The organism is Acetobacter ascendens (assembly GCF_001766235.1).
In the GTDB taxonomy this organism is placed as follows: Bacteria; Pseudomonadota; Alphaproteobacteria; order Acetobacterales; family Acetobacteraceae; genus Acetobacter; species Acetobacter ascendens.
On record NZ_CP015164.1, the window covers coordinates 1364803 to 1386146 of the forward strand.

The window sequence follows — 21344 nt, forward strand, 5'->3', positions numbered from 1 at the left end:
CCTTTAAGGCACCATATCCGTGCGTTTTTCAGCCATCTTCTGCAAAATCTGCAGAACGGTTACGATACAGGGCTGCCACGGGGCATCACCCTCACCTGCCTGTGGCTGACGAATAACCCTAACGGAAGGATACCACAGGCTATGCACCTCTCCATCGGGCTGCGTAATGGTAGACCCTTCAGCCCAGCGCCAATCCCCACCAAAGCGATCAAGCAGCAACACCGGCAGGCCTAGCAGACCGCCCAAATGCGCTATCATGGTGTCTACAGTTATCACCACATCCAGCCCTGCCATAACACGGGATGTTTTCAACACATCACCTTGCGGTAATTCCGCCATTGGGAACAGGAACTGTTGCGCTTCCTCATTATTTTTTTGAAGCGACTGAAACTCAACAGTATTCAGCCGCCCCAATGGTGCGAGCATCTGCGGATTAATCGAACGCCTGCGATCAAACTGATACGTTGAGCTACCTGCCCAACACAGCCCAACATTCAAAGCGGCTTTCTTGTTAGATGCAGATTTTTGAATACCTGCAATATCAGGCTGCCATGCAAACGGCGCTTCCATACCCAATACATCTGGCAAACTCATAAGGCCACAAGCTGCTACGGCTTTTGGCACATGCTGGCTTGTGCATATTGTGACATGTGGCAGGCGTGCCAGATCCATCTGTTGCACAAAACTGCGTATGCTTTGCGGCACATACAGCAAAACCGGAACACGCTGAGCCGCTGGAACAACATAACGTAGAAACTGCAACACATCGCCCAATCCCTGCTCTGCGTAGAGCAGCACGGGTTTTTCCTGTGGAGCACCATCCCACTGAGGCAACCCAGCGGCACAAGCCGGAGGGGCAACAAGGAGCTGGCGTGCTTCAAACAGTTCCCAACCCTTAGCAAAGCGGCCTTCGGCCAAATACAACACGCCACGGTTCATACGTGCTCGGGCGGCATCCGTGCTGTTACCGGCCTGTTTTTCTACCTTGCAAAACAATGCTTCCGCCTGCCTTCTTTCGCCCAGATCAGCAAAAACCGTGGCGTAATTGAGCATCAAACGGGCATCATTCTGCTGTAGTACACATGCTGCTTGCAATTCCTGTGCAGCTTCTTGCAAGCGGCCCAGCGCCATCTGCACTAACCCCAGATTACTACGTGTTTCTGCTGCTTTGGGCTCTAGCTGCGCAGACTTTGCCAGAACGTCTCGGGCCTCCTCATAACTACGCGTGGCAAACAACGCCGCTCCATGATTAGCCAGAGCAGGTGCAGATGTTGGCAGTTTGGCTGCCACAACCCGAAAATAAGGTTCGGCTTCTGCCGCCTTGCCTGCTCCGTGCAGGATCATGCCGTGCAGATTTTGTGCAAACAGGTTTTGTGTATCCAACTGCAAGGCCTTGCCGGAAACCTCTATCGCTTTTTCCAACAGCCCATGACGCGACAAAAAAGCAGCCAACGCCAAATGCCGTTCCTGCTCCAATGGCCTTAACCTTATAGCCGTGCGCAAAGCACGTTCAGCCTCGGCAATGCGCTGCTGTGCTTCCAAAACAGAGGCCATGGCATCATGCGCGCGTGGGTCTCTTGGTGATTCTAGAATGGCTACATGAATGGCCGCTCGCGCTGCCTCCACCTGCCCCTCCGCCAACAAAGCCAAACCTAACGTAATATGAAAATGCGGTTCTGCCTGTAACTGCACAGCCTTGGCAGCCAAGGCCACTGCGGCACGGTTATCTCCTCCCGCGCGCGCTACACAGGCTAGGCCATGCAGTGCGCCAGCATGGTACGGATTCTGCTGCAAACAGTTTTGCAGAACACGTAACGCCTGCTCCGCATTGCCCTGCGCCAACAATACCAGTGCAGATTCCACCTGCGTATCCATCTGCATGGGTATAACTGGCTCCTTATTTGTAATCTGATATGCCTCACAAAGTGCATTCCGTGCGCGGCGTGTATGCTTTACCATATGCACCATGAATAAAGCCTATCTTTCCCTTGAACGCCACTTTGCCCGCCTTTCCTCCCTAAATGATGCCATTGGCATACTCTGCTGGGATAAGGAGGTGATCATGCCCTCCGGTGCGGCAGAACGCCGGGCAGAAAATCTGGCCATGCTGGAAGGCCTGAGCCACGAAATTCTAACAGCCCCAGTTGTTGCAGAACTTCTGGAACAGGCAGAACCGGGTGATGATATCTGGCGCCGTGCCAATCTGGAAGAAATGCGCCGCCTGCATGCCCATGCTACGGCCCTCCCCGGAGAACTAGTAGAAGCCAGCACGCAGGCCACGGCCCGATGCGAAATGGTATGGCGCACCGCGCGCGAGAATGGTGATTTTGCAGCCATTCTGCCCACACTCTCCGAAGTGCTGCGCCTCACGCGTGAAGTTGCGGTTGCTACAGGGGCAAAGCTAGGCCTTTCCCCCTACGATGCGCTGTTGGACACGTTTGACCCCGGCACCCGGCAAACAGACATAGACCCGGTTTTTACACAGCTTGCTGCAGGCCTACCTGAACTGATTGGCACAGTTCTGGAAAAACAGAACAGCCTGCCCGCCGCGACACCACTGCCCGGACCATTTTCCGTGCCGCAGCAGGAAGCGCTAGGCCGCCAGCTTATGCAGCAGCTTGGGTTTGATGTGACACGCGGACGGCTGGATGTCAGCACGCACCCGTTCTGCGGTGGAGCAACGCATGATGTGCGGCTAACCACACGTTATGATGAAAGTGATTTCATTCCCGCCATGATGGGCGTGCTGCATGAAACAGGCCACGCCCTGTATGATATGGGCCTGCCAGAAACATGGCTCTCCCAACCTGTCGGGCAGGCTGGCGGCATGACGCTGCATGAAAGCCAATCCCTGCTGATGGAAATGCAGGTGTGCCGCTCCAATGCTTTTGCTGGCTGGCTAGTCCCCAAACTTCAGGCAGCTTTTGATGTGCCCGCAGGCACTGCTGGCTGGGATGCTCAGAACATTCATCGCCTTCTCACCCACGTACAACCCGGCTTTATTCGGGTTGATGCTGATGAAGTCACTTATCCGGCCCATATTTTAGTGCGTTATGAACTGGAAAAAGCACTGATTTCCGGTGATTTGCCTCTGGCTGATCTGCCTGCTGCATTTAATGAGCGCATCCACGCGCTTCTGGGCCTGCATGTGCCGGATGATGGACGCGGCTGCTTGCAGGATATTCACTGGCCGGAGGGGCTGTTCGGTTACTTCCCGTGCTACACTCTTGGCGCCTTAACAGCAGCGCAACTGCGAGAAGCCGCTTGCAAACAGTTACCACAGATTATGCCTGCCATTGCAAAAGGTGATTTTACGCCACTATTGGGTTGGTTGCGTGAAAACGTACATGGCCGTGCACGCAGCGCCTCCATGCCGCAAATTGTGCAAGACGCCACAGGACGCAAGCTGGATGCCTCCACCTATCTGGCCCATATCCACCGGCGTTATGTGGAACGCGCGGAAGACGCATAATCGCAAACGCCCCTCTTGCTTCACAACTGAATGTGGCAGAGGGGCAGCCGCCCCGCACAGAACGCGTTTGCACAAACGCCGTGCAGACCCGAAACTGCCGCATTCATTTTTCACCCGTTTGCAAGATTTCTGACCGGACGCCCCTGATGAAGCATTCTTTCCTGCGTTCTGTTCTGCCGCGCCGCACGGTTTGCCGTGTTATGCTGGCGGCTGCCCTGTTCTCTCCTTTTATGGGGCACCCTGCATGGGCTGTGCATATGCCTAAAGTGCCGGAACTTCCTGCTTCCGCACTGGTGCCCTTCATGCAGTCCAATCAGCAGATATGGGATGCCATTTTACCCTTGCCGGATGGCCGAATGTTGCTGGAAGCCCCTGCATGGGTTGGCAATACTGGCCCGCAGTTATGGGTGCGGCAGACAGATGGCAACCTTGCCCCATACCCTGATGCTGACTGGAACAACCGTGAGGCAGCAAACGATACCCATTTTGTAGCTCTTGCAGGCATGACACGCACCGCAGATGGCAGCATCTGGGTGCTGGATAGCGGCGTGCCAAACCGAGAAAAACCACCTGTTGCGGCCCCGCGCCTGATCCAGATTGATCCAACCACCAACACAGTTACCCATATTGTGCCAGTAGAAGCCAATCTGCTGCACCAAGGCAGTATTCTTTCCGGCATTGCCGTGCATGGTTCTACAGCTTATGTGCCAGATTCTGGTGTAGCGGGACTGTTACTTATTGATATTCCATCGGCATCCGGGCGGCGTTTTCTGGACCATCACCCGGCCCTTACTGCCACCAAACCCATCCAGACCCCTACAGGCCCGCTTTTGAATGCGAATGGTCAGGCCATTGCCGTAGATACCAGCATGATTGCCGTAAGCCCGGATGGCACATGGATTGTTATGCAACCGCCTGCAGGTTTTCTGTATCGTGTGTCCACCTCCTTATTCACGGACCCGGACGTTACTCCGGCAGCATTTGAGGAAGGCGTGACACAGTGGTATAAAACCCCCGCATTGGGCGGCCTGACCATTGATAATGAGGGCACGCTTTATTGGTCTGATATCACCACAGGCAGCATCCTCAGCTACACAGTTGGGCGCATTCCGCGCCGATTGGTTACGGATGAACGCCTGAAATGGCCCACCACCCCCGGTCTGGATGGGCATGGGCATTTGTATGTAGCGGCTAGTCAGCTTGATCACAGCGTGGGTTTTGGGGCAGCCTCGCCTTCTATTTCATGGCCTATTACGGTGTATCAGCTTACGCTACCTACAACGCCTCCACCGCAATAAGGCTACAGGCTTTCTCCCTAAAAAGGACACTTCGCGGCGTTCGCCATTCAGGATATAAGTTTCTCCATGCGCTATATTTCCACTCGCGGGAATGCTCCCGTCCTTTCCTTTGCCGATGTTCTGCTTACCGGTCTTGCCGAGGATGGCGGCCTGTATCTGCCCGAAACATGGCCCGAATTCTCGCTGTCTGATTGGGAAAGCCTGCGTGGCCTGCCCTATCCAGAACTGGCTACCCGTGTTCTGGCCCCGTTTGCGGCACCGGATATTGATCTGGAAACACTGCGCGGCCTGTGTGCCAAGGCCTATGCCAACTTTGACCACCCAGCCATTGTGCCACTCACTCAAGTAGAAGATGGCCTGTTTGTGCAGGAACTGTTCCACGGCCCCACGCTGGCGTTCAAAGACATGGCCATGCAGGTGCTTGGCCAGCTTTTTGAACACGTGCTGACCCAGTGGAATGACCACGTAACCATTGTAGGCGCCACATCTGGTGATACAGGCTCTGCCGCTATTGAAGCCTGCCGTGGGCGGGACCGTCTATCTGTTGTCATCCTCCATCCTAAAGGCCGCACATCTGAAGTGCAGCGCCGCCAGATGACAACCGTGCTGGATTCCAACATCACCAATCTGGCCGTTGAAGGCACGTTTGATGACTGTCAGGACTTGGTAAAGGCTTTGTTTGCTGATCTGCCTTTCCGCCGGGAAATGCACCTTTCCGCCGTAAATTCCATCAACTGGGCACGTATTGCCGCTCAGATTCCCTACTATGTTTATGCGGCACTGAACTTTGGTGCTCCAGAGCGTGAAGTTTCCTTTGCTGTGCCTACAGGCAACTTTGGCAACATTCTTGCTGCTTGGGCTGCACGCAAAATGGGGCTGCCTATCAAACATCTGTGCGTTGGCTCCAACCGGAACGATATTCTCACCCGGTTCCTGAATGCCAATGACATGACAATCAAAGGTGTGGTGCCTAGCCTTTCACCTTCCATGGACATTCAGGTTTCTTCCAACTTTGAACGTCTGCTATTTGAACTTCTGGGCCGTGATTCTGCTGCCTGCGCACGTATCATGACCGGCTTCCGTGCCACGGGGCATATGGATGTGCCTGAAGAAGTGTGGGAAAATGCCCGCACCGTCTTCTCCGGCCTTGCGCTGGATGATGAACAGACGGAAGCAGAAATTCGCAACCTGCACCAGAAATCCAATTATCTGGCAGACCCTCACAGCGCCATTGGTATTGCCGCGGGCCGCAAGTTCCGGCAGCCCGGCGTGCCTATGATTGCAGAAGCCACAGCGCATCCGGCCAAGTTCCCCGATGCCATGGTGGCAGCTACGGGTATTCATCCGGCATTGCCTGTGCATCTGGAAGATCTGTTTGAGCGGGAAGAACGTTATCGTACTGTTCCGGCAACCGAAGGCGCACTTAAAGATGCTGTGCGCGCTGCGGTACTGGCAAACGCTCCCTAACACCCCACATCTTACTTTCCCGTGTCAGGCCGCCTTGCCCGGCGGCCTTTCTTTTTCAGGACAAGAATGACAGATCCCATCAACATTACCCGCCTGCCCTCCGGCCTGACTGTTGTGACAGAACGCATGGAACGGGTGGAAACAGTTTCTTTCGGGGCCTATGTGGCCACAGGCACACGCCACGAAACGGCAGAAGAAAACGGTGTTTCCCACTTTTTGGAACACATGGCCTTTAAAGGCACAACCAGCCGCTCCGCCCTGCGCATTGCCGAGGAAATCGAAAATGTTGGCGGGCATATCAATGCCTACACCGCGCGGGAGCAGACCGTTTATTACGTCAAGCTCCTTAAGGAAAATCTGGGGCTGGGCGTTGATATCATTGGTGATATCCTCACCAACTCCACGTTTGATCCTGCTGAAATGGAGCGCGAACGCGGGGTTATTCTGCAAGAAATCGGGCAGGCAAATGATACGCCTGACGATGTGGTTTTTGATCATTTTCAGGAAACAGCTTTTCCTAACCAGCCTATGGGCCGCCCAACATTGGGCACGGAAAACCTGATCAGGGAAATGAGCCGCGAAACCCTGATGCGCTACATGAAAGCGCATTACACCACAGACAACATGATTGTGGCCGCCGCAGGCAACTTGCACCATGAAGATGTTGTGCAGCGCGTGCAGCAACATTTTGCCAATCTGTCTTCCTCTTCTGCACCAGCCACACTCTCTGCCCGTTATGGCGGTGGTGAATTCCGACAGGTGAAGGAACTGGATCAGGCACATGTTGTGCTGGGCTTCCCCTCCTTTGGGTATGGAGACCCGGATTACTTCCCCGCTCTTTTGCTTTCCACCGTGCTAGGTGGCGGCATGTCTTCCCGCCTGTTTCAGGAAATTCGGGAAAAGCGTGGGCTTGTTTACTCTGTCTATTCCTTCAACGCACCGTTCACCGATGGTGGCATCTTCGGCATTTACGCAGGCACAGGTGCCAAGGAATGTGCGGAACTGGTGCCCGTAACGCTGGAAGAACTGAATAAAATTCAGCGCTGTGTGACGGAAGAAGAATTGGTGCGCGCACGGGCACAGCTTAAAGCGTCGCTTTTGATGTCCCTGGAAAGCACTGGTAGCCGATGCGAGCAGATTGCCCGACAGTTACAGATTTTTGGCCGGATTATTCCTACAGCAGAAACCGTTAGCAAAATTGAAGCTGTAAACGCTGGGGATATTTGCCGTGCGGCATCGCGCATCTTTACAGGCACGCCCACGCTTGCAGCCCTTGGCCCGATTGAGCACATTCCTTCCTTGCAGATCATTACGGAGAAACTGGCAGCATGACGGAACAAACCCTAGACCGTATTTCTGATCTGGTTGCCCGCGCACGTAAGGCTGGAGCAGATGCAGCAGACGCCGTATTTGTCCGCAGCGTGGCGGCTGGTGCCGGTGTCCGCAATGGCGTGACAGAAGAACTGGAACGATCTGAAACCACGGATCTGGGGCTTCGTGTTTTTGCTGGCAAAAAAAGTGCCATTCTTTCTACCACCACGCCTGAGCCTTCACGCTTTGATGCGCTGATAGAACAAGCCATGGCCATGGCCCGCGTGCTGCCAGAAGATCAATACGCTGGCCTCAACCCACTGGCCCAGCAAGGCCGCTTTACCCAGAATGATCTGGAACTAGCGGATTCGGCAGAACCTACGACTGAAGAACTGCTGGCCCGCGCACGCGCTGGAGAAGAAGCGGCTCTGGCCATAAAAGGCGTTACCAACAGCGCTGGCAGCAGCGCCTCTTGCGGGCGCACAGAAGTATATTTGGTGACATCTGCCGGATTTTCCGGGAGCTATACCCGCACACAGCACTCCAACTCTGTATGCGTGCTGGCGGGTTCCGGCGATGGCATGCAGCGTGATTACGATTACCACGGCACAGTCTGGCTGCGTGATCTGAAAGATGCGGCAGAACTTGGCAAAAGTGCTGGGGAAAAAGCCATTGCACGCCTTAACCCCATTAAACCCCGCACTGGCCGTTATCCCGTTGTGTTTCACCCACGGGTAGCAGGTAGCTTTCTGGGCCACTTTGCTGGGGCCATTACGGGCACGGCTATTGCACGCGGCACATCCTTTTTGAAGGATAAACTCGGGCAATCCATCTTTGCCAAAGATGTAACCATTACGGATGATCCAACCCGTAAAAAGGGCCTGCGCTCCCGCCCGTTTGATGGCGAAGGCATGCAGGTTGCACCATTGCATCTGGTAGAACATGGCGCTTTGCAAAGCTGGATTCTGGATAGCCGAAGCGCCCGCCAACTTGGGCTGCAAAGTAATGCCCATGCTGCGCGCGGAACATCTGGCCCTCCCGGCCCTTCTGCTACCAATCTGTTTTTTGAGCCCGGCACACTCTCCCCCACCGAACTGATGGCAGATATTAAGGAAGGACTCTACATTACTGAAATGATGGGCTCTTCCATCAATGGCCTTACCGGTGATTACAGCCGTGGCGCTTCCGGGTTTATGATTCGTGATGGCAAGATTGCAGAATCCGCTGCCGAGTTCACCTTGGCGGGCAACCTTCTGGATATTTTTGCGTCCATTACGTTAGCTAATGATCTGGACTTCCGTTTTGGCACGGACGCCCCCACATTACGTACAGATGCCCTAAGCATTGCCGGGGCATAACCTCTTAGCCGGAGACTATTCTTTCTGTGAAACCCCGCATTCTTGCACCTGTTCTCACTGCCTTCCTGAGCATCGGCCTTATTGCGGGGCCTTTGGCCCTGCATGCTGATGCCCGCCCCGGCCAAGGTGGCTCTATGGGCAGCCGTGGCAGCAGAACATGGAGCGCCCCTCCGCCCACACGTACGGCACCTTATAGTGCGGCCCCGATGGAACGCTCCATTACGCCGCGCACGGCGCCTTCCCCTAACTCTGGGCCGCAAACCACACCGTTTGCACGCCCAGCAGCCCCCTTTGCTCAATCTGGTGTTCGACACCCATTCCTAACCGGGTTTGCTGGTGGGTTTTTGGGGGCCGGTTTGTTTGGCCTGCTGAGTGGGCACGGCTTTTTTGGCGGCATGCACAGCTTTTTCAGCCTGATTGGGTTGATGATCCAGATAGCCTTTGTTGTCATGATCATCATGTGGCTGGTGCGTCGCTTTACTGGCAATAAAAGCTCTGGTGGCAGCAGTTTTTCCATGGGGGCTGGCGGTGTGGCCAATTCACCAGGTGTAACGCCGGGGGCTATGCCTTCTGCCGGTGGGAATGCTTCTTTGCAAATTAACACTGCAGATTATCAGGCCTTCCAGCAAACGCTGATGGATATTCAGACAGCGTGGAACCAGCAGAATATTCCGACCATGCAGCAAATGGCCACACCGGAAATGGTGTCCTATTTCAACGAGCAGCTTTCTGCCCTTGCCAGCCAAGGGGCGCGTAACGTTGTTTCGGATGTGCATTTTATTCAGGGGGATTTGGCCGAGGCATGGCGCGAAAACGGTATGGATTTTGCCACTGTTGCCATGCGCTATAGCCTGATTGACCTTACAACCAATGCTACGGGGCAAGTTATTCAGGGTAGCTCTACCGAACCGGTGAACATTACCGAGTTGTGGACCTTTACCCGGCCTTCTCGCGGGGGGCGCTGGCTTCTTTCGGCCATACAGCAAACCCGCCAGTAAGCACTGGCATTTTATAGCCCCGCCCTTTAACCTCAAAGGGCGGGGTTTTTTATTGCCTGCCTGACATTAACGGGAGGATAGGCTGTTATGCTGCTGCTTGAAATTTTGACTGCATGCAGTGTTACGTTAGCAATCTGCTTTGGGGTGTTTTTTCTATTCTGGCAGAAACGTAAACTGGTAGAGCTGGAAGCTGATCTCACCCGTTTGCGCACACAGGGCATAGATATCAGCAAAGATACGCTTCTAAACGCACAAAGCCCTGCACAGAAGCAAGGCTAAGCGTTTATCTCAACGTAGCTATATGCGTGGTGAGCGGGTATTATTTGGCTTTAACAGTTAAAGCTTACGGGTGAACCAAAGTTAGCCCGAACATGATGGTCACTAATACCATCATAAACCCCAGCATGGTGCGCACACGTTCTTTTTGCCGTTTGTGCTTTTCTGTCTGCTCAAGCAGACCATCCTGCTGTGCATTCATACCACTTACACCCATGCCTGAAGGAAGTGGTCTGCCAGCAGACCACAAAAAAGAAAGAACAGGTAAGCCAGAGAAAAGCGGAATGAAATACGGGCCGCTTTATCCCCTTTAAGGCTTACACCCTGCGCATCCTGCGGTTCCAGCAAGACGCGCACAGCACATGCAATAAACCCCAGGCCAAGCACTAAAGCCGTAGTTGTATACAACCAACCGCACAGATGCATAAAGGATGGCACCAAAGAAACAGCCAGAAGCACCAGCGTGTAAATAAAGATCTGCCAACGTGTATGCCGTGCACCACGCACCACCGGCAGCATAGGAATACCCGCACGCCCGTAATCCTTGCAGGCATACAGAGAGAGCGACCAGAAATGCGGAGGTGTCCAGAAAAAGACAATCCCAAACATTACAACAGGCAGAATGGCCATGTGGCCTGTTGCCGCTGCCCACCCGATCATGGGTGGGAAAGCCCCTGCAGCACCACCAATCACAATATTCTGCGGTGTGGAGCGCTTAAGCCACATTGTGTAGATAACGGCGTAAAAGAAAATGGAAAATGCCAGAATGCCTGCAGCCAACGTGTTGGTTGCCATCCACATCAAACATACAGAAAGGCAGGAAAGCCCTACCCCGTAAGCCAATGCTTCATTTTCTGGGATGCGCCCTCCCGGAATAGGGCGTGTAATGGTACGCTGCATCACGGCATCAATATCGCGGTCATACCACATATTGATGGCACCAGCCGCGCCAGAGGCCATACAGATGCAAAAGATGGTTACTAATGCCACAAAGAAATTCATGTGGCCGGGTGCGACAATCATGCCGGCCGCACCGGTAAAAACAACCAGCGAAATCACGCGTGGCTTTAGCAGCTGAATCCAATCCCGCGCACGAGTACCAACCTGATCGGCCTTAAACCGTGGACGACGTTCTGCTGCTGCTTCAAGGGAAGCTGTTGCCACGCTGTCACTCATGCCCGGTATCCCTTGGAAGCCTGAACAGAAACTGCGGCCCAATGTGATGTTGTCTGCTGGTTACGCCGAAAGCTCACCACAACTGCGCCAACAAAGCACAGGGCTGCCAAACAAAAAAACGCCCCACTTGCCATTTGAGCACCCGGCACAAACACCAGCGCCGTAGCTATGGCTGTGCAGGCAAAATGCAGATACGCCATAAGTTGCGGATACCAATATCCGCATTCTTCACCACGCCACAGATAGAAACCGCCGCATACAACATACAGCGCACCAAGCTGAAGCGCAGAATGCAGGCCACTTCCTTGCACAAGTTGCACAAGCCAACCACCGGAAACCACGCTCATAAAGCCCAAGCCCCAAAGCAACGGCACACGCAGCGAGGTACGGGCATTCCACGTACCTGCCAACCACAGCACTGCCAGACAGGTGGCGGCAAAGGAACACAGAGCCAGCATGGCGCTGCCAACCTGCATCGCGCCAGCACTTTCAGTGCCCTGCATGAAAACGCTTTTGGTCCACGCCACAACGCCAGAAGCCGCAGCGGCAGCCATAATGGATGCAACAGGTTTTTCAGAAAACTTGCCAACGCGGGCGCTAATTTCAAACACCACACCAAAGCCCGCGAGCAACACAACCAACCCCACGGGGCCAGCAAAACTTTCTACATTTACCGCAGCGGTATCATGCCAGTGTTTAACAATCTGCCCGGCCATAACGGGCACCGTAAGTAGCATAACAGCGGCTGCCAGCATTTCTCCCCACACAAAAGGAGAGAATGGCTTGCGTTCTTCCATATCGGCGCGGCTATCAAACACCGTTGCCAACAAAGCCATGCATGTCATCAACGTGCCAACACACCACAACAAGGTGGCAGTTTTAAGCTCTGCTCCGGTAACCGTCAGGGCAGCTCCGGCAAATACACACAGAAAGCCCGCATCATTCAACCGTGGCAGCAATACGCCCGAACGCTGCACTGCGCGCGGCAGCCACAAAGAGCCAAAGCCACCCAGCAAAGCCGGAACAACAACATATAAAAGCATAAGAACAGGATGAGCCTGCACCACAGCATGCCATCCGGCCGTGGCTGGCATCATGCCCATTTCAGAAAGTGTAGAAGCACCTCCGCCAGCTAATGCTGCCAAAGCAGCCAGCACCACATAAGCGGCCCCTGTACCATTTCCTTTTCTGGCAACACGCATGCCATTTCCAGATGTCTCATTCTGTTGGCTCTGGTTATGGGCGACCATCATGCTCCAATTTCCAATTTCTTACTGGCATCATGCAGCCCTGCGCCCTTGGCGCGTGGCACGGCATAAAACTGTTCCATCGTATTTACGTTACATACGCGCAAATGCCATTTTCTGCCACGCAGAAGAAACGCCCCTGCCTTGGCAGGAGCGCACAGGTTATGCAGGCAGATTTTCTAGCGTAACCAAAGTAAACAACCCTAATGGCGGAACAGGCTGAATGAAGGCACGCCGCATATCTTCGGCTGGCAAAAGCGATTCCATTGCGAAATCAGGATGCCACCCTAAGGAGTGAGAGGCCCGGCCCAGCGCATGTTCCACTGCGCCTCGCACACCACCCGGTGCCAGAAAATGGTTTACGAACAGGATATAGCCACCGGGGCGCACAACGCGTTTGAGTTCATGCAATAACTGGCGTGGATGCGGCACCACAGAAGCTACAAACATGGCCACGGCGATATCGAAGGAAGCATCTTCAAACTGCGTATCTTCGGCATCCATTTCCAGCAGACCGTTAACGTTGGTCAACTTATCACGCTGCACACGCTCACGCGCCTTGGCCAGCATATCGGCAGAAAGATCAATGCCGGTAATCTGCTTTTCTGGCCGGTAATGAGGCAGCGCCAAGCCGGTGCCTACCCCCACTTCCAGCACATCTGTACCGGGCAGACCGTTTACGGCTTCTACAGCACGCAAACGCCCAAACCGGGAGATGCCGCCAAAAACAACATCATACACATTTGCCCACCGGCGATAGGCGGCTTTGACAGCCTCCGCATCCAGTGCCGAGCGGGAAGGAGAAGGCGCGGGACTATCCCCCCCGCCGGAAGGATAATTTTGGAGAACGTCACTCATGTCCTCTCTCTGCCTGCTGGTGGACATTTCTTCAAGAGCCACAAACGGTCTTCCTCTTCTGCGCAAGGCACGCGTCACAAAAGCGCCCTTGTGTAAGGGCATATACTCCTTTTACGCTGCAACTGTGCAATAGATAGTGTTAAATAGAACTATGTTTGAAATTCTTCTTGCCATCGTCGCCATTGCCATATGGGCCAGTATTTTCATCTACTACTTCCGAGACCCGATATATGAATGGCTGGACAACCGCTTTGGGAAAGACACGCCTTTGGCTGATCCGGAAGCACCCACCAAACAAAATGAGCCCCCTACGCAAAAACCAAGCAAAGGCTGAAGGTTACGCTGCGTTTAGCTTACGCTCTATACAGTCCCAGATTGCGCCTGCACCATTGATACCATCAAAACGTTCCAGCTCCTGAAGGCCAGTGGGAGACGTTACGTTAATTTCTGTCAAATACTGGCCAATCACGTCTATTCCCACAAAAATCAGACCGTGTTCTTTCAGAAACGGGCCAATAGCTGTGCAAATTTCACGGTCATGCTCACTCAGCCCAATCTGTTTGGCCACACCGCCAACATGCATGTTTGACCGGTGATCTTCCCCCGATGGCACACGGTTGATTGCGCCTATGGGTTCCCCATCCACCAGAATAATACGCTTATCGCCAGCCGTTACGGCAGGTTCGTAGCGCTGAATCATCAACGGCTCGCGCGAACGCGCAAAATGCATTTCAAGCAAGGCATTCAGATTCTGGTCATCTTCACGGATACGGAAAACCCCGCTCCCGCCATTCCCGAAAAGTGGCTTCACAATAATATCGTGCCATTTTGCCCGGAAAGCCCGAATCTGTTCGATATCCCACGTCACCAAGGTTGGCGGCATTAAATTTGGAAAGTGAGTCACCAAAAGTTTTTCAGGGCTGTCACGCACCCAGCGCGGATCATTCACCACCAAAGCTTTGCCCGGACCAATACCATGCACGTGGTCCAGCATGTGCGTGGCTGTAATATATGCCATGTCAAAAGGTGGGTCCTGACGCATCAGCACCACATCCATATCCCCCAATGACTGGCGCGTTGGCGCACCAAATGTGGCATGGTTTCCTTCTTCCCGCCGGACTGTTACAGGGCGCATCAAAGCCGTTACGCGGGTTTTGGAAGACTGCTCTGGTTCCACCGCTCCTTCACCCAATGCCAGCGAATTCACCTCGTACACATACAGGGCGTGCCCGCGTTTCTGAGCTTCCAGCATAAGCGCAAAGGTTGAATCCCCATGGATATTAACGTGCTCCAGAGGGTCCATCTGAACCGCAACCTGTAAGGATGATGCCATTGAGGTATGTTTCCTGTTATTCTTGGCTATATAAACTGTAGCCAGAGTATCCTGCCTTGCCTGCCCGGTGCAAACAACACTGGGCCATAGCCATCTGACTTAACGTTTATTGGCAGGCAATATTGCAGTATCTTCCCGCATCTCCGCGTTCCCCAAGCAGCGCAATCTTATATGATAAACCGCGTAACTATCGGCCACGGCGCTATGGCGACTGCGTGAAATATCTGGATATTGAGCAAGAATATCAAAAAGCGTAGAGTCAGGTTGATCATGCCGCCTGCGGCTACGCAACAAATAGCCCTCTGCTCCACACGTAGAGTGCGGAAACGCAAAAAACTGCCATCTCGGTTCAACCGCCAGCACTTTGCGATTCTGGACATAAAAAGAAAGCTCACCTGCAAGCCCGTATTCATCTGCAATCAGCAAAGTGTCTGGCGGAATCTGCTTTTCTACGCTCTCCACAAATTCGGGCCAGCCGCCCATTTGCCGCAACGTCATGTCAAAATGGGGCGAAAGATGTACGGGGGCCCACAAAGCCTGCCCGACCACCACAATAAACATGGCTACACCAAGCGCGCAGGCTGCTTTCCACCACCGATACGGTACACACACCACAGATAAGGCAAGTGCTGGATACAACACAACAGGCCAGTTTGCCTGCACGCGCGCACCTATAGCGTGCTGCACAAAAACAGCCACAGGCAGCAAAATCATACACAGCAATAGCTGGGCGAATTGATCCCGCAGCCTAAGCAAATATTTTACGGCTACCACGAACAGTACAAAGATAAGCGGAGATGCCAAACCAATCTGGCCGCCCAGCAATTCCCCCATAAAGGTGAACATACGGGCGGGCTGCCAATCCCCTGCCCTGCCACCTTGTTTGAGAAAGCTGACCCAGTGATGCGTTGCATTCCACTCCACCACAGGGACCATGCATATCACCGCCACCATAGCACCAAGCCAAGGCCACGGCGTGCGTAACCATTGCCTTCCTGCGCGCGTTGCCAGCAACCACATACCTAAACCAGCTACAGGTAAAAGCGCCGTATATTTGCTATCAAACCCCAGTCCGGCAGAAAGCCCCACCAGCAACCAAAATGCTGGATGCTTGCCAGAAAGCAGGTTGCTCACGCTCCACAACAGCAGAGCCATAAAAAACACCAGCGGGGTATCTGGTGTCATGATCAGTGTGCCCAGCCCCACGGCTAATGTGCTGTTTAATACAATGCCGGGTTTAAGAGCCGTTACGAACCCGCTGCTGGCACTTTCTGCAAACAGTTTCTGAGATTGCAGCCATTGCTGTGCAGTTTGCACCAATAAAACCGTGCCGATAGCCGCAGAAACTGGCCCCATAAAACGCAGGCCTTCTGCGGTATCACCCGCAAAAAACATGCCGATGCGCATCCACAGCGTCACCATGGGTGGGTGATCAAGATACCCCGCTGCCGGAGCCAATGCCCAGAGACGGTAATAGGCTTCATCAGGCGAAAGCGGAATCCATGCAGCCAGAATGAGCCGAAGTAATGTGAGTAGCCCCAGCGCTATCAGGCACATCCATACACCACGTATGTGGTTTGCTGTTTTTGCGATCACGAGCGCCAGACAACGGTTGAAGACATGGCGTAATTCCACACCACAGCAAGAATGGCACCTGCCAGACTTGCCTCATTAAGCATATGATTCTGGCCGTAAATCATGCGGGCAATGCCCACATCCGCCAAGGCGCCAACCGAACACACCAACATAAAGAGAACAAGCCCACGCATACATGCCCAACCGCGCAAGCGCCTGTCACGATACGTGAAATTGTTATCCAGAAAGAAATTCAGAATCATAGCGGCAACAGTGCCAATGGCCTGCGCCATAGCAAAGTGCGCCCCCACAAGCCGGGCGCACTGCATAACGGCAAGATTTGTGCCAACACCTGCCAGCCCGACCATACAAAAGGCAACAAACCGCAAAGGCACCCAGCCTTTGGCAAACTTGTCCAAAAGGAGTGCGGCAAACTGGAGCATAACCAACGCATCCAGCTTGCTTTCCCCCGCCACACGCGGGCGAAACCCGCAGGGCACCTCCTGCACGCGCAAAGGCTTGGCTGCAGAAAGCAACAAATCCAGTAAGATTTTAAAACCTGTACCAGATAAACGCGGCGCAATGGCAGCGAATGTTTCTTGCCTTAACGCAAAAAAACCACTCATCGGATCTGTCAGTTTTACTGGCAAGACGCGTTGTGCAAGCCAGATACCACCATCAGATAACGCATGCCGCCATGCATTGGCCAAACCGGCATTATTGCCACCCTCTACATGCCGACTCCCGACTGCAACATCACATGTATTGTTCAGAACAGCATCTATCAGTGCGCCAAGGCGTGATTCGTCATGCTGGAGATCTCCATCCATCACCGCCACAACCTGCGCGGATGAAGATAACGCACCTTCTATAACAGCGGATGAAAGGCCCCGGCGTCCTATACGGCAAATGCCACGCACACGAGCATTATTCCGTGCCAGATCTCTCACTCGCTGGCTGGTATGATCGGGCGAATTATCATCTACAAAGATAACTTCCCACTGCCTGCCCGCCAGCGCCTGCTCCAGAGCTTTTACAAGAGGCGCCACATTGGCCGATTCGTTATAGCATGGTACAACCACGCTAATATCCGGCCCCCTCGTAACGGTTTCAGTCGAAACCGTTTGATGGTCTGTCACGGGGCCTGCCCTTCCTCCTCAACCTGCACAGGCACGCCCCAACGCTCCAGACTTGTCCGGATGGTTTGCAGGGTTTGCACACGTATGACGTGCTGTGCCTCTGTTAGTTGGCGGGTCAGTTGATTTTCATGCGCGGCATCACGCGCAATCAAACGGACAAGAAAGTCTCCACCACCGCGAATCATGTGGCATTCGCGTACTTCTGGCCATTGAGCCAATTGTTGCTCAAAACTGCACAGAATGGCCTCTTTCTGGCTTTCCAGACCAATCAACGCAAAAAAGGTAATGGGCCACCCCAAAGCGGCAGCGTTGGGTTCTGCATGATAGCCGCGGATGATGCGTTCTTCTTCCAAACGCCGAACACGACGCAAGCACGGAGGAGCGGAAATACCGACACGGCGGGCCAGCTCCACATTGGTCATGCGGCCATCGTTCTGAAGCTCTGCCACAATGCGAAGATCAACTGCGTCCAGATCTGTCACGTTTCCTGATCCATCCTGCACAAGAGGCATGCACCCCAATTCAACTCGCGCGAGTATATGCCATGCACCACATCCGGCGGCAAACACCTAAAAGATGCACGCCCTTGCCCAAAACCCATGTGGCAGCCATATGCTTCCAACAGTTACGTACAGGCTGCCTTCACAACAGCGGCCTATATGCTTGATTTCCATATGCGGGAGCGCTGCCAATATGGCTGAAACCATTACAACTGATCTGCTCGTTATTGGCGCAGGACCGGCCGGGTATACTGCTGCTATCTATGCGGCACGCGCCAACCTTTCTCCTGTTCTGGTTGCCGGGCTGCAACCAGGTGGCCAGCTCACCATTACCACAGAAGTTGAAAACTACCCCGGTTTTGCCACAGCCATACAAGGCCCTTGGCTGATGGAACAAATGGCTGAACAGGCACAGAATGTGGGCACACGCATTGAATACGACATTATTACATCTGTTGATTTCAAAGCAGGATCACCATTCCGTCTGACAGGTGATTCGGGCACCATTTACAAAGCTCGTTCAGTTATTGTTGCTACAGGTGCACAGGCCCGCTGGCTGGGCCTGCCAAGTGAAAAACGCTTACAAGGTGCTGGTGTTTCTGCTTGCGCCACATGTGATGGCTTTTTCTACCGCGGGAAAAATGTAGTGGTTGTAGGTGGTGGCAATACTGCTGTTGAAGAAGCCCTGTATCTCACCCACCATGCCGCGCATGTTACTTTGGTGCACCGACGCGATAGCTTGCGGTCTGAAAAGATTTTGCAAGACAGACTTTTTGCCAACCCCAAGGTTTCCGTTATCTGGAACAGTGTTGTGGAAGATATTCTGGCCGATGGCACACCAGAAACAGTGTGCGGTGTACGGCTGAAAAATACGCAGGATGAGAGCGAACAGACCATTCCAACCGATGGTGTGTTTATTGCAATCGGCCACGCCCCCAATACAGGCATCTTTCGCGATCAGCTTACACTAGATGCTGAAGGGTATATTGAAACCACACCCGGCACCACGCGCACTTCTGTACCCGGAGTCTTTGCCGCGGGGGATGTGCAAGACAAAACATATCGCCAAGCCGTAACAGCCGCAGGAACTGGCTGCATGGCAGCGTTGGATGCAGAACGTTATCTTGCTGGTTTATCCTGATAACTTAACAGAAAACGGCTTCATCCCTTGACCAAGGGGGCCAATTCCTGCACGTAATACACCGCATAAAACACGGCTGTGTTTTTGTAACTTCATTCAATTTGCAGGAGGCATGCGTGGACTGGGACAAACTCCGGGTTTTCCATGCAGTGGCAGAAGCCGGTTCCTTTACCCACGCGGGGGATGTGCTCAACCTTAGCCAATCTGCCGTATCACGGCAGATTTCCGCGCTGGAAGACGTCCTTCAGGTTCCTCTCTTTCATCGGCACGCCCGCGGCCTGATCCTGACGGAACAGGGTGAAACACTTCATAAAACCGTGCGCGAAGTCTTTTCCAAACTGGAAATGACACAAACGCTGCTGACAGAAAGTAAGGAAAAGGCAGCCGGGCGGCTGCGCGTAACCACAACCACCGGCTTTGGTAACTGTTGGCTTATGCCGCGGCTTCATCGCTTTATGGCAGATAATCCCGAAATAGATATTTGCCTGATTCTGGAAGATAATGATCTTGATTTAGGCATGCGGGAGGCTGACGTAGCGGTGCGTATGCATGCACCCAGACAGCCAGACCTAATCCAACGCCATCTGGCGGATTTTAGCCTGCCAATTTTTGCTGCCCCTCTCTACATTGAGAAATACGGCATGCCGAAATCTCTGGAGGAAATCAAAGAACACCAGTTGGTGCTATTTGGTGAACATCATCCCCCAGTTGCGCATGTTAACTGGCTAGCGCAAGCCTGCCGCACCGATGACAGCACGCAGACTGCTCGGCTAGAAGTTAACAGCATGGCTGCTGTGGCCTCTGCTATTGCTGCAGGCTTGGGTATTGGGTCTATCCCAACTTACGCAGCAAAAGAATTTCCGGATCTGGTTCAGATCCTGCCGGAAATTACGACACCAACAGTAGATGCTTATTTTGTTTACCCGGAAGAGCTGCGCAGCTCTAAACGCGTTGCTGTTTTCCGTGATTTTCTTATGAGTGAATTAGGTATTCGGTAAACATCATCGCATTACCAAATATCACACAATAAAAAAGCCTGCCCTTATTCTCTGGGGCGGGCTTTTTTGTTTTTATGTGCTAAAATCTTTATCAATAGAAATATTCTAACGGCTTTAACGCTCAGTTTTTCCTGATAGATATATGTAATGTTTGTTATATTTATCTATTATCGCAACATTTTACTTTGATATTATGTAAAAACCAAACATTTCAGAAAATCATAGCACTGCATATTTCTTGCAACCTTAAGTGATGTTTCTGCGTTTACATAAAACGAGCGCACACCCTCAAGCAGAACAATAAACCCGAACGCACGATTACAGAGCCCCCAAATATTACCGTTTGTTTATTATTTGAAATGAGCAAAACTTCCTGCATTGCTTCCAATAATGTTCTTTTGTGGACAATTATGCGCTGAAATTGTGACTTCACCATTCACAAACTACAGTTAAAGGAGTATGGAGTGCAGATATTCACACCAAATTCCTATTGGATTTATCATGAGTGAGAACCAGGACTACTCTCCCCTTCTTGATCTGGTATCAGAGATCGTTTCCGCACACGTCTCTAACAACCAGACAGACCCTGCACTTATCCCGGGCATGATCCATGATATTTATCAGGCACTAAAAACTGCTGAACATCCGCAGAATGAGCCGGAAAAACTTCAGCCAGCAGTGCCGGTAAAGCGTTCTGTATTTCCAGATTACATCATCTGTCTGGAAGACGGGAAAAAGCTGAAAATGCTGAAGCGCCACCTGCAGAGCGCTTATGGCATGACGCCTGAACAGTACCGTGAACGTTGGGGCCTGCCCGCAGACTACCCGATGGTAGCGCCTAACTATGCAGAACGTCGTTCCACTCTTGCGCGTGAAATTGGCCTTGGCCGTAAAATTCATGCCGCTGGGGATGAAGAAGAACAGGGTGGCCGTGGCCGCCGTAGCAAGAAATCTCCTGCAGCATAAAATTTGTAGGAACTGATTGCTGAGAGCCCTTTTGGAAAAGGCCGATGACGCCGAAATAAGTATGGACGAGACCTCTACATTAACACGAGAATGACGGAAATCCGTTATTTCCTGATGCTATATGTGCGCTCAGTGAGGCTGATTTGGCGTCAGATTACGATTTTCCAAAAGGGCTCTAAAAAGGTCTGGCGGTATTTCTCTGGTTCATACCGTCAGACTTTTCTATCTTGA

The 21344-nt window shown here is 53.0% G+C and carries 21 protein-coding genes; 12 read left to right on the plus strand and 9 right to left on the minus strand.

Annotated elements, in window-relative coordinates; genetic code table 11:
• Positions 1 to 3: 3 nt before the first annotated feature.
• The gene (locus A4S02_RS06580) at positions 4 to 1881 is read right to left on the minus strand and encodes a tetratricopeptide repeat protein (protein WP_070324202.1); all 1878 of its coding nucleotides are present in this window, start codon (positions 1879 to 1881) and stop codon (positions 4 to 6) included.
• A gap of 85 nt (positions 1882 to 1966) precedes the next feature.
• Here A4S02_RS06580 and A4S02_RS06585 point away from each other — a divergent pair, with 85 nt between their 5' ends.
• From A4S02_RS06585 to A4S02_RS06615, 7 genes are all read left to right on the plus strand, one after another.
• A complete protein-coding gene (locus tag A4S02_RS06585; RefSeq protein ID WP_070323302.1) occupies positions 1967 to 3472 on the plus strand; it encodes a carboxypeptidase M32 in 1506 nt (501 codons plus the stop codon).
• A gap of 146 nt (positions 3473 to 3618) precedes the next feature.
• Positions 3619 to 4770, plus strand: coding sequence for an SMP-30/gluconolactonase/LRE family protein (locus tag A4S02_RS06590; RefSeq protein WP_026019261.1), 1152 nt, complete (start codon positions 3619 to 3621; stop codon positions 4768 to 4770).
• Positions 4771 to 4836: 66 nt separating this feature from the next.
• The gene (gene thrC / locus A4S02_RS06595; protein ID WP_070323303.1) at positions 4837 to 6237 is read left to right on the plus strand and encodes a threonine synthase; all 1401 of its coding nucleotides are present in this window, start codon (positions 4837 to 4839) and stop codon (positions 6235 to 6237) included.
• A 66-nt stretch (positions 6238 to 6303) separates the two neighbouring features.
• Positions 6304 to 7569 carry a M16 family metallopeptidase gene (locus tag A4S02_RS06600; protein ID WP_019088363.1) on the plus strand — a complete coding sequence of 422 codons (1266 nt, stop codon included), beginning with the start codon at positions 6304 to 6306 and terminating at the stop codon, positions 7567 to 7569.
• On the plus strand, positions 7566 to 8906 hold the full coding sequence (locus A4S02_RS06605) for a TldD/PmbA family protein (protein WP_019088362.1): 1341 nt from the start codon (positions 7566 to 7568) through the stop codon (positions 8904 to 8906). Before A4S02_RS06600 ends, A4S02_RS06605 begins: the two co-directional genes overlap by 4 nt.
• Positions 8907 to 8932: 26 nt before the next feature.
• A complete protein-coding gene (locus tag A4S02_RS06610) occupies positions 8933 to 9904 on the plus strand; it encodes a Tim44 domain-containing protein (RefSeq protein ID WP_019088361.1) in 972 nt (323 codons plus the stop codon).
• 87 nt (positions 9905 to 9991) lie between these two features.
• Entirely contained in the window at positions 9992 to 10183 is a 192-nt protein-coding gene (locus A4S02_RS06615) for a hypothetical protein (RefSeq protein ID WP_019088360.1), read from the plus strand.
• Positions 10184 to 10247: 64 nt separating this feature from the next.
• Here A4S02_RS06615 and A4S02_RS15850 read toward each other — a convergent pair whose 3' ends face one another.
• Genes A4S02_RS15850 through A4S02_RS06625 form a run of 3 tightly spaced genes read right to left on the minus strand, consistent with a single transcriptional unit; the run spans position 10248 to position 12609 of the window.
• Complete coding sequence (locus tag A4S02_RS15850; protein ID WP_019088359.1) at positions 10248 to 10397, minus strand: hypothetical protein; 150 nt, start codon at positions 10395 to 10397, stop codon at positions 10248 to 10250.
• Complete coding sequence (locus A4S02_RS06620; RefSeq protein ID WP_070323304.1) at positions 10388 to 11356, minus strand: heme o synthase; 969 nt, start codon at positions 11354 to 11356, stop codon at positions 10388 to 10390. Before A4S02_RS06620 ends, A4S02_RS15850 begins: the two co-directional genes overlap by 10 nt.
• Positions 11353 to 12609, minus strand: a complete 1257-nt coding sequence (locus A4S02_RS06625) for a cbb3-type cytochrome c oxidase subunit I (protein WP_070323305.1) — start codon at positions 12607 to 12609, stop codon at positions 11353 to 11355. Before A4S02_RS06625 ends, A4S02_RS06620 begins: the two co-directional genes overlap by 4 nt.
• Between A4S02_RS06625 and A4S02_RS15785 the strand changes: the two genes are divergently transcribed.
• The gene (locus A4S02_RS15785) at positions 12570 to 12791 is read left to right on the plus strand and encodes a hypothetical protein (protein ID WP_162272816.1); all 222 of its coding nucleotides are present in this window, start codon (positions 12570 to 12572) and stop codon (positions 12789 to 12791) included. The genes A4S02_RS06625 and A4S02_RS15785 overlap by 40 nt on opposite strands.
• Here the strand turns inward: A4S02_RS15785 and A4S02_RS06630 are convergent.
• Positions 12766 to 13563: a class I SAM-dependent methyltransferase gene (locus A4S02_RS06630; protein ID WP_208858926.1), complete on the minus strand. Its 798-nt coding sequence runs from the start codon at positions 13561 to 13563 to the stop codon at positions 12766 to 12768. The two genes, A4S02_RS15785 and A4S02_RS06630, sit on opposite strands and share 26 nt — an antisense overlap.
• A 49-nt stretch (positions 13564 to 13612) precedes the next feature.
• Between A4S02_RS06630 and A4S02_RS06635 the strand changes: the two genes are divergently transcribed.
• Positions 13613 to 13795, plus strand: a complete 183-nt coding sequence (locus A4S02_RS06635; RefSeq protein WP_019088355.1) for a hypothetical protein — start codon at positions 13613 to 13615, stop codon at positions 13793 to 13795.
• 3 nt (positions 13796 to 13798) lie between these two features.
• Here A4S02_RS06635 and gshB read toward each other — a convergent pair whose 3' ends face one another.
• From gshB to A4S02_RS06655, 4 genes are all read right to left on the minus strand, one after another.
• Entirely contained in the window at positions 13799 to 14794 is a 996-nt protein-coding gene (gene gshB / locus A4S02_RS06640) for a glutathione synthase (protein ID WP_070323307.1), read from the minus strand.
• Between the two features lie 99 nt (positions 14795 to 14893).
• The gene (locus tag A4S02_RS06645; RefSeq protein ID WP_070323308.1) at positions 14894 to 16390 is read right to left on the minus strand and encodes an ArnT family glycosyltransferase; all 1497 of its coding nucleotides are present in this window, start codon (positions 16388 to 16390) and stop codon (positions 14894 to 14896) included.
• Positions 16387 to 17508, minus strand: a complete 1122-nt coding sequence (locus A4S02_RS06650) for a glycosyltransferase (RefSeq protein WP_070323309.1) — start codon at positions 17506 to 17508, stop codon at positions 16387 to 16389. Before A4S02_RS06650 ends, A4S02_RS06645 begins: the two co-directional genes overlap by 4 nt.
• A complete protein-coding gene (locus A4S02_RS06655; RefSeq protein ID WP_070323310.1) occupies positions 17505 to 18020 on the minus strand; it encodes an Lrp/AsnC family transcriptional regulator in 516 nt (171 codons plus the stop codon). Before A4S02_RS06655 ends, A4S02_RS06650 begins: the two co-directional genes overlap by 4 nt.
• A gap of 181 nt (positions 18021 to 18201) precedes the next feature.
• Here A4S02_RS06655 and trxB point away from each other — a divergent pair, with 181 nt between their 5' ends.
• The 3 genes from trxB to A4S02_RS06670 all read left to right on the plus strand — a co-directional run bounded on the left by trxB (position 18202) and on the right by A4S02_RS06670 (position 21113).
• A complete protein-coding gene (trxB, locus tag A4S02_RS06660) occupies positions 18202 to 19149 on the plus strand; it encodes a thioredoxin-disulfide reductase (RefSeq protein ID WP_019088349.1) in 948 nt (315 codons plus the stop codon).
• Positions 19150 to 19265: 116 nt separating this feature from the next.
• Positions 19266 to 20147 (plus strand): LysR family transcriptional regulator, encoded by an 882-nt coding sequence (locus tag A4S02_RS06665; protein WP_070323311.1) that lies wholly within the window; start codon positions 19266 to 19268, stop codon positions 20145 to 20147.
• A 459-nt stretch (positions 20148 to 20606) separates the two neighbouring features.
• Positions 20607 to 21113, plus strand: a complete 507-nt coding sequence (locus A4S02_RS06670; protein WP_322852841.1) for a MucR family transcriptional regulator — start codon at positions 20607 to 20609, stop codon at positions 21111 to 21113.
• Positions 21114 to 21344 lie beyond the last annotated feature (231 nt).